12 protein-coding genes are annotated in these 11,452 nt (G+C 58.3%); 6 read left to right on the plus strand and 6 right to left on the minus strand.

The window, feature by feature from the left end; translation table 11 throughout:
* Window positions 1-19: 19 nt before the first annotated feature.
* The gene (locus A1WC_RS14515) at window positions 20-568 is read right to left on the minus strand and encodes a TetR/AcrR family transcriptional regulator (protein ID WP_016160883.1); all 549 of its coding nucleotides are present in this window, start codon (window positions 566-568) and stop codon (window positions 20-22) included.
* Between the two features lie 88 nt (window positions 569-656).
* Between A1WC_RS14515 and A1WC_RS14510 the strand changes: the two genes are divergently transcribed.
* On the plus strand, window positions 657-1,691 hold the full coding sequence (locus A1WC_RS14510; protein WP_016160884.1) for an NADP-dependent oxidoreductase: 1,035 nt from the start codon (window positions 657-659) through the stop codon (window positions 1,689-1,691).
* Between the two features lie 46 nt (window positions 1,692-1,737).
* Here the strand turns inward: A1WC_RS14510 and A1WC_RS14505 are convergent, their stop codons facing one another.
* Window positions 1,738-2,913: an aminotransferase class I/II-fold pyridoxal phosphate-dependent enzyme gene (locus tag A1WC_RS14505; RefSeq protein ID WP_016160885.1), complete on the minus strand. Its 1,176-nt coding sequence runs from the start codon at window positions 2,911-2,913 to the stop codon at window positions 1,738-1,740.
* A 220-nt stretch (window positions 2,914-3,133) separates the two neighbouring features.
* Here A1WC_RS14505 and A1WC_RS14500 point away from each other — a divergent pair, with 220 nt between their 5' ends.
* The 3 genes from A1WC_RS14500 to A1WC_RS14490 are packed head-to-tail and all read left to right on the plus strand — an operon-like array spanning window position 3,134 to window position 5,623.
* Window positions 3,134-3,940 (plus strand): MetQ/NlpA family ABC transporter substrate-binding protein, encoded by an 807-nt coding sequence (locus tag A1WC_RS14500; RefSeq protein ID WP_012968382.1) that lies wholly within the window; start codon window positions 3,134-3,136, stop codon window positions 3,938-3,940.
* Window positions 3,941-3,948: 8 nt separating this feature from the next.
* Window positions 3,949-4,962 (plus strand): methionine ABC transporter ATP-binding protein, encoded by a 1,014-nt coding sequence (locus tag A1WC_RS14495; protein WP_008805160.1) that lies wholly within the window; start codon window positions 3,949-3,951, stop codon window positions 4,960-4,962.
* Window positions 4,955-5,623 carry a methionine ABC transporter permease gene (locus tag A1WC_RS14490; RefSeq protein ID WP_016160886.1) on the plus strand — a complete coding sequence of 223 codons (669 nt, stop codon included), beginning with the start codon at window positions 4,955-4,957 and terminating at the stop codon, window positions 5,621-5,623. Before A1WC_RS14495 ends, A1WC_RS14490 begins: the two co-directional genes overlap by 8 nt.
* A 44-nt stretch (window positions 5,624-5,667) precedes the next feature.
* On the opposite strand, the gene A1WC_RS14485 is transcribed toward A1WC_RS14490, so the two are convergent.
* The 3 genes from A1WC_RS14485 to A1WC_RS14475 all read right to left on the minus strand — a co-directional run bounded on the left by A1WC_RS14485 (window position 5,668) and on the right by A1WC_RS14475 (window position 8,251).
* A complete protein-coding gene (locus tag A1WC_RS14485; RefSeq protein ID WP_012968380.1) occupies window positions 5,668-6,867 on the minus strand; it encodes an amino acid aminotransferase in 1,200 nt (399 codons plus the stop codon).
* A 38-nt stretch (window positions 6,868-6,905) separates the two neighbouring features.
* Window positions 6,906-7,520: a YitT family protein gene (locus A1WC_RS14480; protein WP_016160887.1), complete on the minus strand. Its 615-nt coding sequence runs from the start codon at window positions 7,518-7,520 to the stop codon at window positions 6,906-6,908.
* A 251-nt stretch (window positions 7,521-7,771) separates the two neighbouring features.
* Complete coding sequence (locus A1WC_RS14475; protein WP_016160888.1) at window positions 7,772-8,251, minus strand: Lrp/AsnC family transcriptional regulator; 480 nt, start codon at window positions 8,249-8,251, stop codon at window positions 7,772-7,774.
* Window positions 8,252-8,585: 334 nt separating this feature from the next.
* Here A1WC_RS14475 and A1WC_RS14470 point away from each other — a divergent pair, with 334 nt between their 5' ends.
* Together A1WC_RS14470 and A1WC_RS14465 are read left to right on the plus strand one after the other, a co-directional pair.
* Window positions 8,586-9,962 carry an amino acid permease gene (locus A1WC_RS14470; RefSeq protein WP_016160889.1) on the plus strand — a complete coding sequence of 459 codons (1,377 nt, stop codon included), beginning with the start codon at window positions 8,586-8,588 and terminating at the stop codon, window positions 9,960-9,962.
* Between the two features lie 235 nt (window positions 9,963-10,197).
* Window positions 10,198-10,947: a hypothetical protein gene (locus A1WC_RS14465; protein ID WP_008805156.1), complete on the plus strand. Its 750-nt coding sequence runs from the start codon at window positions 10,198-10,200 to the stop codon at window positions 10,945-10,947.
* A 115-nt stretch (window positions 10,948-11,062) separates the two neighbouring features.
* Here the strand turns inward: A1WC_RS14465 and A1WC_RS14460 are convergent, their stop codons facing one another.
* A complete protein-coding gene (locus A1WC_RS14460) occupies window positions 11,063-11,257 on the minus strand; it encodes a hypothetical protein (RefSeq protein ID WP_008805155.1) in 195 nt (64 codons plus the stop codon).
* Window positions 11,258-11,452 lie beyond the last annotated feature (195 nt).

The raw sequence follows: 11,452 nt of genomic DNA on the forward strand, positions 1-11,452 counted from the left end.
CGTCGGTGGCTGGCCGCCGCTAGGCGGCAGTCAGGATCGCGTCGGCCAGCACCGCTAAAATCCGCTCTGCGCGCGGGGCATGGGAGGGCTGCTCCCGCAGCCAGGCAAGCGCGGCAATCAGATCGAACAGTTCGTCTCCGCTGAGATCTGGCCGTGCCTGGCCGGCCTGCTGCGCGCGGGTCAGCAGCGACGTACCGGCGGCGCGCAGGGCAACGCAGGCGCTGTGCAGGGCGGACTCAGGATCGTCGATGGCGCTCATCAGCGGGGCGATGATCCCGCGATGCTGATGGGTAAACGCCACGCTCTCGGCCAGCCATTCCAGCAGCGCCGCGGCAGGATCGGCGGCGAGCAGAAGCGACTCAGCCCGGGCGGTTAGCGCCGCAAAGCGGCTGCGGAGCAGGGCTTCCAGCAGGCTGTCGCGGTTGGGAAAGTGGCGGTAGAGGGTTCCCATTCCGACGCCCGCCCGGCGGGCGATATCGCGCAGCGAGGCCTCGGCGCCTTGCTCCACAAACACTTCCCGGGCCACGTCGATCAACAGATCATAATTTTTTCTGGCATCAGCTCTCATTGGCGTTCCTTGACAATCGGAGCACTGCTCCATATATTCGGAGCAGTGCTCCGTTAAATATAACGCATTTCCATATGAGGAGAAAGCGATGTCGACGCAGATGATGAAGGCTGTTCAACAGCACGCCTTTGGCGGGCCGGAAGTCCTGAGCTATGACGATGCGCCACTGCCGGTGTTGCAGGCTGGCGAGGTGCTGGTGCAGGTGCACGCGGTGGGCGTGAACCCACCGGACAGCTATCTGCGCGATGGCTATCAACAGCTGCCCCCGGAATGGCGGCCCGAGGTCCGCTTTCCCTTGATCCTCGGGACCGATCTCTCCGGGATGGTGGTGGCGCGGGCGGATGACGTCCGGGAGGTGGCGGTCGGCGACGAAGTCTACGCCATGGCGCGTTTTCCCGAAGGGGCGGCAGGGGGCAGCCGCGCTTACGCCGAGTACGTTAGCGTGCCGGTCAGCGACCTGGCCCGCAAACCCCTAACCCTGAGCCATCAGCAGGCCGCCGCGGTGCCGATGTCGCTCCTCACCGCCTGGCAGTTCATGATCGATCCCGGGCATGAGGTGGCGAATCCGCTGCAGCCGGGGCCGCATCGGCCAATGCCGCTGGCGGGTAAACGCGTCCTGGTCAACGGCGCGGCGGGCGGCGTTGGTCATTTCGCCGTACAGCTGGCGAAGTGGCAGGGCGCCGAGGTGATTGCCGTCGCCGCGGGCCGCCATGAAGCCTTTTTGCGTCAGCTCGGCGCCGATGCTTTTATCGACTATACGACCACTGCGGTTGAGGAGGCGGTGCGTGACCTGGATCTGGTCATCGATGCCCCGGGCGGGCCGGCCAGCGGCCGTTTTCTGCGTACCCTGCGGCGCGGCGGCGCGCTGTACCCGATTTTTCCGCTCGGCTTTGCCGGGGCGGAAGAGGCGCGACAGCGCGGAGTGACGGTCTCGACCACCCAGGTGCGCTCCAGCGGCGCGCAGCTCGCCCGGCTTGCCGGCCTGCTGGACGCCGGAGTCATCCGGGTGGCGATTGACAGCGTTTTCCCCCTTGCGCAGGCGCAGATGGCGCACGAGCGAGCGGTGCAAGGTCGTCTGCAGGGCAAAATTGTGCTGTCGGTGATGGACTCCTCAGCGGAGTAACCCCCGGCGGCCTGGGTTACGTGTTTTCACTTCCCCCGGCGGCGGACTAAAACAGCGCCAGCCGGGCGAGACGGTCCAGCGCGTTGCTCAGCGCGTCGTCGCCTGCCGTGAGGCTGATGCGAATAAACCCTTCACCCCCTTCGCCAAAACCAGTGCCCGGCGCCACCAGAATATGCGCTTCCTGCAGCAGCAGGCGGGCAAACTCCTGCGAACGGTAGCCGGGCGGCACGCCGAGCCAGAGGAAGAAAGTGCCTTGTGCGGCACGCGCCGGCCAGCGCAGCGCAGCCAGTCGACGCAGAACCCACTCCCGACGTTGATGATAGACCGCCGTCAGCTGCGCAATCCGTTCGGCCGGCAGGTTGAGCGCGGCGATCGCCGCATCCTGAATCGCGCCAAACACCGTGCTGTAGCTATGGGTGTGCAGCTTTTTAAACGCCCGGATAATCGAGGCGTTGCCGACCGCGAAGCCGAAGCGCCAGCCGGCCATATTAAAGGTCTTGGAAAAAGTATAGGTTTCCACTCCCCATGCTTTCGCGTCGGGCTGGGAGAAGAGGCTCAGCGGCGCATCGCTGGCTGCGCTGCCGATGGCCGCATAGGCAAAATCATGGAGGATCGGCACCTGGTGACGACGGGCAAATTGCAGAGCGCTGGCGAACAGCGCCGGCGTGGCGAGGGCGCCGGTTGGATTATGCGGGTAGTTAAGCACCACCAGCCCGGCCTTGTCAGCCACCTCCCGGGGGAGGTCGTTAAAATCCGGCAGGAAATGGTTCTCCGCCCTGAGCGGCAGGCCATAAAACGTTGCCTGGGACTGCAGCGCCGCCGAGCGGTAAATCGGATAGCAGGGATCGGTGGAGATCAGATATTGACCGGGGCTGAGCAGCGCCCGCGGGATGCCGCCAATGCCGATATGCGAACCCTGAAACACGGCGACTTCGCTGTGCGGATCGAGTTCCACATCATATTGCCGGCGATAGAACTGGGCGATCGCCTCGCGGACCTGCGGTTTGCCCCAGAACGACGGGTAGCCATGGTTTTCACGACGATGAATGGCGCTCTGCAGCGAGTCAATCACTTCTGGCGGAGTGGGTTGATCCGGACTGCCGCTGGAAAGATCGATCAGCGGCAGCGCTTCGGTGTTGACCTCCGCGGCCAGTTTTTCCAGCAAGCTGAACAGATTCTCTTCCAGCGCGTCCACCAGCGGCGAAGCAGTAAAATCAGGCATAACATTCCCGGTTTAAGTCACGAATAATTAGCCATCTTTAAGGGATTTATTGCGCCTGGCTAAATAACAAAAAACGCAAAGGATTCTTGTTTTTAGGATATGTCGATATAGCAAAAGTTAATGAGGAATTAGCAAAAGGAAATCCGGCGTTCTGGCTTACAACCCACAGTCGGCTGTGATTTAATCGCTCAATATCGCCAACCTTCCAGGAAAATACCTTATGAACAAGTCAGTTGCGCTCGGGATGACTCTCGCCCTGTTGTCGGCCACCTCTTTTTATGCCGCCGCCGACGAACATCTTATTCGCGTCGGCTTTAACCCCGGGCCGTACAAAGAACAATTTGAGAAAGGCGTTGCGCCCTATTTATTGAGTAAAGGGTATAAAATCGAATATAAGGATTTCAGCGACGGTATTCAGGTGAATGACGCGGTAGCCCGCGGGGATATCGAAGCGAATATTATGCAGCATCCGGTATATCTGAAAGCAATTAATGAGCGGCTGGGGATCGATAACGTGGGCATTGTGCAGGTCCCCACGCCGCCGATGGGGCTGTACGGCGGTAAACTGACCACCCTGGGGACGCCGGCGGCAGGGACCGTCGTGTCGGTACCGAACCAGCCGTCGAACGAATATCGCGCGGTGCTGGTGTTACAGAGTCTGGGCTGGGTGAAGGTCAAACCGGACAGCGACCCCGCCACTTTTTCGCAGCGCAATATCGTTGACAATCCGTACAAAATTGTCCTTAAAGAGATGGATAATGCCCAGCAGGTTCGCGCTCTGCCGGATGTCGACTATGGCCTGATTCAGGGCAATTTCGCCGTCTCCAGCGGTATGTCCCTGACCTCGGCATTAAAGCTGGAGGCAGCCACCAGCCATTTTATTAATGTCGTGACCGTCGCCGGTAAAAATCAGAAGGCGCAGTTTGCCAAAGATATTATCGATGGCTACCACTCTGCCGATTTCAAAAAATATATTCTCAGCCATCCGCAGTATGATGGTTACCTGCTTCCTGATTATTTAAAATGAATAACGCGATGATAGAGTTTCGCCACGTCAGTAAAAGCTTTTCCAGGAAAGGACATCCGGTTCTGGCCCTGCAGGATATTAATCTCAGCATTGAACGAGGCGATATTTTCGGCATTATTGGCTACAGCGGGGCAGGAAAAAGCACCTTATTACGGCTGATTAATCGTCTGGAAACGCCTGGCGAGGGCGAGGTGCTGTTAAACGGCGAGCCGCTACAGGCCTGCAGCGGCCAGCGCCTGCAGGCCATCAAAAAAGATATCGGCATGATCTTTCAGAATTTTAATCTGCTGAATTCGAAAACCGTTTTCCATAACATCGCCATCCCGCTGATTTTACAAGGCCGCGACAAGGCCTTTATCCAGGCGCGGGTGGCGGAACTGCTGGCGTTCGTCGATCTGAGCGACAAAATCCACAGCTACCCTAATGAGCTGTCGGGTGGACAAAAGCAGCGGGTCGGTATTGCCCGGGCGCTGGCCACCAACCCGTCGGTACTGCTGTGCGATGAAGCCACCTCGGCGCTCGATCCCCACACCACGGTGCAGATCTTACTGCTCTTGCAGGAGATTAATCGCCGCTATGGCATCACCATCGTACTGATCACCCATGAGATGTCGGTGATCCAGAAAATCTGTCACAAGGTGGCGGTGATGCAGGCGGGCCGTATCGTTGAGCAGGGGACGGTTTTCGACCTCTTTGCCCAGCCGCAGCATCCGGTAACGGCCAGTTTCGTGCAGTCGGTGGTGCACGATCGTCTGCCGCAGCGGGTGGCGTCGCTCCTGCAGCGCGATAACGGCGCCCGGGCTATACGCCTCGAATTTATCGGCGCGACGGCGCAGCAGCCGATCATTAACCACCTGATCCGCGAGTATGCTGTCGAGGTGAATATCCTGTTTGCCAGCATGTCTGAAGTTCAGGGCCGGATTCTGGGATTTATGATTGTGCAACTCCTCGGCGAGCCTGACGAAACCGACCGCGCCATCACCCATCTGGCCGATGCAGGAGTGAAAATCACCCATGTTTGATCTTATTGATACCGCCATTACCGGCGATCAGTTTCTGCTGGCGCTGCATGACACGCTGATTATGGTCGCCGTCTCGCTGGGCTTTGGCGCGCTGATCGGCGTACCGTTAGGGATTGTGCTGGTGGTTTGCCGTCCCGGCGGCATCGTGGCCAACCCGGTGGTGCATCAGGCGCTGAATCCGCTGATTAACGTGCTGCGTTCGCTGCCGTTTATCATTTTGCTGATTGTGATCCTGCCCTTTACCCGACTGCTGGTGGGCACCACTATCGGCACCGCGGGGGCCATCGTGCCGCTGATCGTTTTTGTCGCCCCGTACATTGCCCGGCTGGTGGAGAGCTCACTGCTGGAGGTGGATGAGGGGATCCTCGAAGCCGCGGATGCGATAGGCGCGACCCCCCTGCAGACGGTCTGGCATTTTATGCTGCCGGAGGCGGCAGCGTCGCTGATTCTGGCCCTTACCACGGCGACCATCGGCCTGCTTGGTGCGACCGCCATGGCAGGAACGGTGGGCGGCGGCGGAATTGGCGACCTGGCGATCACCTATGGCTATCAGCGCTTCGACGCCTTTGCCACCCTCACCACCGCCCTGGTGCTGATTGTGATTGTCCAGCTCATTCAGACGCTGGGCACCCGCCTGGCTCGCCGACTGCGTCGCGAATAACCGTCGTCCCGCCCCGGGGTAACCGCGGTTCGCGGGACAGCGGCTTAGCGCGTGGAGACCGCGGCAAAGGCATGGGCGACTCGCGCAATATTACCGTGGTTGAGCCCGGCCACGCAGACCCGACCGCTGGCGATCAGGTAAATGCCGTACTCTTCACGCAGGATGTCCACCTGCCGGGTGCTAAAGCCGGTATAACTGAACATGCCGCGCTGGGTCAGCAGATAGGAAAAATCACCCTCCGGCTGGGCGGCCTGCAGGGCCGTCACCAGCGCGACGCGCATGGCGCTGATGCGGGTGCGCATGGCTTCCACTTCTTCCTGCCACAAGGCGTTCAGCGCGGGAGCGTTGAGCACCTGCGATACCACCTGAGCGCCAAACCCCGGCGGGCTGGAGTAGTTGCGCCGCACGGTGGCTTTCAGCTGGCCCAGCACGCGCCCGGCGATATCGGCATTGTCGCAGACCACTGACAGGCCGCCAACCCGCTCGCCATACAGCGAAAATATCTTGGAAAACGAGTTGCTGACCAGCGCCGTCAGCCCGGCGCTGGCGATGGCGCGAATGGCATAGGCATCCTCGTCCAGTCCGCGGCCGAAGCCCTGGTAGGCGATATCAAGGAATGGGATCAGCTCCCTGCCGATCAGCACCTCAATCACGCGATCCCACTGCTCGCGGGTGAGATCGGCCCCCGTCGGGTTATGGCAGCAAGGGTGAAGCAGCACAATGCTGCGCGGCGGCAACTGCTGGAGGGCGGCGAGCATAGCGGGGAAATTCACCCCGCGGGTGGCGCTGTCGAACCAGGGATAGGTATGTACCTCAAAGCCGGCGCCGGCAAAGATGGCAACGTGGTTCTCCCAGGTTGGATCGCTGACCCAGACCGCGGAGTCGGGGAAGTAGCGCTTGAGGAAATCAGCGCCCACCTTCAGCGCGCCGGAGCCCCCCAGCGTCTGGATGGTGGCGATGCGTCCGGCACGCAACGCCGGATGATTGTCGCCAAACAGCAGGGTCTGGACCGCACGGCGATAGGGCGCCAGCCCCTCCATCGGCAGATAAAGGCTGGCCTTTTGCTGCTGACTCTGCAGCCGGTCAGCGGCCTGACGGACCGCCTCCAGCTGGGGAATAATGGCCTGCTCGTTATAGTACAGCCCGATGCTGAGGTTAACTTTGTCTGCCCGGGGATCCTGTTGAAAGGCTTCCATCAGCGACAGGATAGGATCGCCCGCATAGGCGTCAACGTTCTGAAACACAGTGGTTACTCCTGAAATGACCGTCAAAGGTGAAGCCATTACACCGCGTAGCGTCCGGGACGGTGGTTCATGGCGATAATCGAATTCAAAACTACGGCGCCGAGGATAGAGACCAGCAGCATCGGCAGGCTTACTACCCATAGCGAGGCGGTGACGATGCAGGCGTCAACCACCATCTGGAATTTACCGGCGCGGATGCCGCTTTTGTCCTGCAGATAGAGGGCCAGAATATTAACGCCGCCGAGGCTCGCTTTATGGCGAAACAGCACCACAAAGCCGATGCCGACCATGATGTTGCCGAAGAGGGTGGCGTAATAGGGGTTCAGGCGATCGACATGGATAAAGTAACCGTGCAGGTCAGAGAACAGGGACACCAGTCCGACCGCGCAGAAGGTTTTCAGCGTGAAGGCGGCGCCCATCCGCCGGACGGAGAGCCAGTAGAAGGGCAGATTAATGGCGAAGAAAACCACGCCGAACGGCAGGTGGGTGGCGTAGTGGATCAGAAAGGCCATGCCTGCCGTCCCGCCGGTCAGGGCACCGGCCTGACGAAACAGGATAATACCAAAGGAGATCATTAGCGTGCCGAACAGCAGCGCCAGGGCATCCTCCAGCCAGGTGTGGGTCAGTTTTTCAGGGGAAAGGACGTTATCCATAAATAAGCACTATCTTTTCGTTAACAAGGATAAGCGCTTGTTTGCAAAAATCGCACCAGAGGAGCGTGCCCGGGCGATCGTTTGCGGAAAAAACAGCCGTGGTTAAGCCTAACCTGTTGTTCTGACAGGAAGAGAAAATTGCACGAATCGTGCGTGTCATGGTTTCTGTATGCGTGAGTTGTGCGAATTCGCCGTTTTACATGCATTTTCTGGCCCCGCGTCTGCACCAACGCAGGGCACTGTGCTCCGGTTCAGCGCAGCGGGGGCGTGCCCGGCATCAGCTGGCCGTTCTCTTTCAGGCGGTTGAGCACAACGGCAGTTTTCAGATGGGCCACCCCTTTGTTTTGCGCCAGAATATGGCTGATCAAATGGCTCAGACCGGGCAGGTCCGGGACCGTCACCCGCAGCAGATAATCGGCGTCGCCGGTGGTTTTCCAGGCATCCAGAATGGCGTCCACTTCACTGAGCATCTGGTGAAAGCTCTCCACGCATTGCGGGGTGTGATTCAGCAAGCGCACTTCTATCAGACCCAGCATTTCCTGTCCGGCAGCATCCGGCGCCAGCCGCGCGTGATAGCCGAGGATAAGCTGCGCCTGTTCAAGGGCGATGCGGCGCCGTGAACACTGGGAGGCGGACAGGCCGATGAGATCGCTCAGTTCCTGATTGGTCAAACGGCCATTGGCCTGCAGCAGGGTGAGAATTTTCAAATCATAGTCGTCGATGTTGTACATGGTGGCCACTAATGGAACGTCAGAGTGGTTAACAGCCTAACAGCTTTTTGCCCGCCGTGAAGTCTGACGACAGGGCGGCGACGCCGGCGCACCAAAACGGGTCAGCTTTATGCATGAGGAGGCTATTTTTCTCATGAACTGTGCGATTTCAGGCGGTTTATTGCGCGTTATGTTTGGCGTGGCGGCGCATGGCTTACGCCACAGAGCAGACGGATAAATAATATTTTAATAAAATTCAATATATTGCTCTTGCTCTTATGGCGGGATGCTGCGCCCTGGCCTGAAAGTTGCTATCGCCGAAGGTGACTTTTTTACAGACAGGGGCAGGTCAGAGATGACAACGCAGCAAGAGCATCAGTTAAAACGTGGGTTAAAAAACCGCCACATCCAGTTGATCGCCCTCGGGGGCGCGGTCGGCACCGGACTGTTTTTAGGTATCGCGCAGACGATCCGTATGGCAGGCCCCTCGGTCCTGCTGGGCTACGCCATCGCCGGAGCGATCGCCTTCTTCATCATGCGACAACTTGGCGAGATGGTGGTAGAGGAGCCGGTGGCGGGGTCGTTCAGCCATTTCGCCAACCGCTACTGGGGGCCTTTCGCCGGGTTTATGTCCGGCTGGAATTACTGGGTGTTGTATGTGCTGGTGAGCATGGCGGAGCTGACGGCGGTGGGGATCTATATTCAGTACTGGTGGCCGGAAGTACCCGCCTGGCTGTCGGCGGCGATCTTCTTCGTGGCGATCAACGCCATCAACCTGACGAATGTCAAAGTGTATGGCGAGCTGGAGTTTTGGTTCTCGATTGTCAAAGTGGCCGCCATCATCAGCATGATCGCCTTTGGCAGCTATCTGTTATTTAGCGGCCACGGCGGCCCGGCGGCGACGGTGGCCAACCTGTGGCAGGACGGGGGATTTTTCCCTAACGGTATCACGGGCTTAGTAATGGCGATGGCGGTAATCATGTTCTCCTTCGGCGGGCTTGAGCTGGTGGGGATCACCGCGGCGGAAGCCGACGAACCGCATAAAACCATTCCCAAAGCCACCAACCAGGTGATCTACCGTATTCTGCTGTTTTATGTGGGTTCGCTGGCGGTCCTGCTGTCACTCTATCCCTGGCGTAACGTCGTGGAGGGGGGTAGCCCCTTTGTGCTGATCTTTCATGCCATTGACAGCAATATTGTGGCCAACGCTCTCAATCTGGTGGTGCTCACCGCCGCGCTGTCGGTCTACAACAGCTGTGTGTACTGCAACAGCCGGATGCTGTTCGGCCTGGCTCAGCAGGGCAATGCTCCGCGGGCGCTGCTGCGGGTTAACCGCCGGGGGATCCCGTTGACCGCGCTGGCGGTATCTGCCGTCGCCACGGCGCTTTGCGTGGTGATTAACTATGTGATGCCTGGTAAAGCGTTTGGCCTGCTGATGGCGCTGGTGGTGGCGGCCCTGGTGATTAACTGGGCGATGATCTGCATCACCCATCTCAAGTTTCGTCGCGCTATGCAGCGGGCCGGGAAGGTAACGGCCTTCCAAAGCCTCGGCTATCCCCTGACTAACTGGCTGTGCCTGCTGTTTCTCGCCGGGATCCTCGTGGTGATGTATCTGACTCCCGACATCCGCATCTCCGTCTGCCTGATCCCGGTATGGCTGCTGATCCTCGCCGCAGGCTATCTGCTGCGGAAGAAAAGCGCCCCGGCGCTGGTGGTGATGAAAGAAGGTTAATCGCCAACACCCTGCCGGGCGGCAGGGTGATATTCTCATCGTGAAAATAACGTCAATACTTCTAGTGGATTTTATAATTCCTATAAATGATAACCGGACATGTTAATCTGGGAATAGATGACATGAACATGCTTTTTATTGATCTTGCGTGGCGCTTTGGTAATATCCCGACGGCATTCAGGTTTATTTTATAATGCCACCGAATGGAATAGTAAAATACATAATGGAGTATGGGATGAAGCATGTTCATAAACTGGTCTGGATAGGCCTGTTCGTCAATATTATTATCTGTTTTGTCGCGCGAAATTTATTACTCGATGAAGGACAGCTGAACTTTCATCATCGGGCGGACAGCATGTGGTCCTGGCTGGTGCTCGCTCTGTTTATCGCCGTGGTGGTTCAGGCCGTCAGTATTATGTTGTCGGGCCGCTATCCTTATCTGGCCATCGTGCTGGCATTTATTGGCGGTATCGTGATGGTGCCCGCCAGCATGATCTTTCTGGTTGGCTGTATGTTCAGCTTTCAAACGCGGATTAACGCCGGTTTTACCCCATGGCGGTCAACAACCGGGGCGATGGGCCGCGACGATAATCACCAGCTATTAACCTTTAATGCATCCGGTTTTTATCCGCAGGGGGCGCTGGCGCTCATCGCCGGCATTATTATCTTAATGATTGGCATGGGTATTGGCGGGGTATTTATTGCCGCCGGCATTGTTGCGCTGTGCAATGGCTATCGTCTGCAGAATCGGGTGGTGATTGGCGTGAGCGGCGAGTCGATGATATTTACACCGGGGCTCTATGCCGATACCTACGTTATTCCGTTAGGTGACGTTGTGCTGGCTGAGCGCGGGAATAATGATGCGAAAGTTCGGCTACGGATCCGTTCCAGCGGCAGAAGCTTCACGTTGCGTAAAAAACTGCTCGCCGGCGATAACGTTAATGATGCCTTCGCCGCCATTCTGGCCAAACTGTCCACGGTTTAAGGCCGACGGGGAAGGGAAGCCGCCAGGAGAGAAACACCTGGCGGCGAAAGCGTGGGTTAGCATGCGCGTTCATCGCGCCAGCCTGCACCCACGCCCTACAACACCAGGTTGCATGTTAATCCACGTTGGTAAAATAATCGCGCGCGGCGGTCTCGACGCGTTTCGCATCCAGCCCGGTCTTCTCAGTGATCTGTTCGATAAACGGTTTAAATTTCTCGTCCATCACGTTACCCCCGTCCCAGTGGGCGACGTAAAATTTGCACTGATAGCGATAAAAATGGAGAGTGGTATCTCCTAACGTGTAGTACATGAGCTTCTCCTGTCCATTAATGCGGTCGCCGCGTCCACAGCGTCAGCAACCCTTTTCTCATCACGATCGATCTGCTCTCTATCCTCCTCCCAATTGGCTGAAATTTCCAGCGGTGCTTTGCGCTATAAAGCAGGATAAAAGAGGGTTATATTGCGGACGAGTAGTGATTTTTTCTGAAATGGAACGGAGGAACCG

This window comes from Klebsiella sp. KTE92, assembly GCF_000398905.1.
Classification (GTDB): domain Bacteria; phylum Pseudomonadota; class Gammaproteobacteria; order Enterobacterales; family Enterobacteriaceae; genus Klebsiella; species Klebsiella variicola.

Excerpts from the sequence above, each read along its gene's own strand:
- A1WC_RS14515 (WP_016160883.1), bottom strand. The coding sequence starts at position 568 with ATGAGAGCTGATGCCAGAAAAAATTATGATCTGTTGATCGACGTGGCC.
- A1WC_RS14510 (WP_016160884.1), top strand. The coding sequence starts at position 657 with ATGTCGACGCAGATGATGAAGGCTGTTCAACAGCACGCCTTTGGCGGG.
- A1WC_RS14505 (WP_016160885.1), bottom strand. The coding sequence starts at position 2,913 with ATGCCTGATTTTACTGCTTCGCCGCTGGTGGACGCGCTGGAAGAGAAT.
- A1WC_RS14500 (WP_012968382.1), top strand. The coding sequence starts at position 3,134 with ATGAACAAGTCAGTTGCGCTCGGGATGACTCTCGCCCTGTTGTCGGCC.
- A1WC_RS14495 (WP_008805160.1), top strand. The coding sequence starts at position 3,949 with ATGATAGAGTTTCGCCACGTCAGTAAAAGCTTTTCCAGGAAAGGACAT.
- A1WC_RS14490 (WP_016160886.1), top strand. The coding sequence starts at position 4,955 with ATGTTTGATCTTATTGATACCGCCATTACCGGCGATCAGTTTCTGCTG.
- A1WC_RS14480 (WP_016160887.1), bottom strand. The coding sequence starts at position 7,520 with ATGGATAACGTCCTTTCCCCTGAAAAACTGACCCACACCTGGCTGGAG.
- A1WC_RS14475 (WP_016160888.1), bottom strand. The coding sequence starts at position 8,251 with ATGTACAACATCGACGACTATGATTTGAAAATTCTCACCCTGCTGCAG.
- A1WC_RS14470 (WP_016160889.1), top strand. The coding sequence starts at position 8,586 with ATGACAACGCAGCAAGAGCATCAGTTAAAACGTGGGTTAAAAAACCGC.
- A1WC_RS14465 (WP_008805156.1), top strand. The coding sequence starts at position 10,198 with ATGAAGCATGTTCATAAACTGGTCTGGATAGGCCTGTTCGTCAATATT.
- A1WC_RS14460 (WP_008805155.1), bottom strand. The coding sequence starts at position 11,257 with ATGTACTACACGTTAGGAGATACCACTCTCCATTTTTATCGCTATCAG.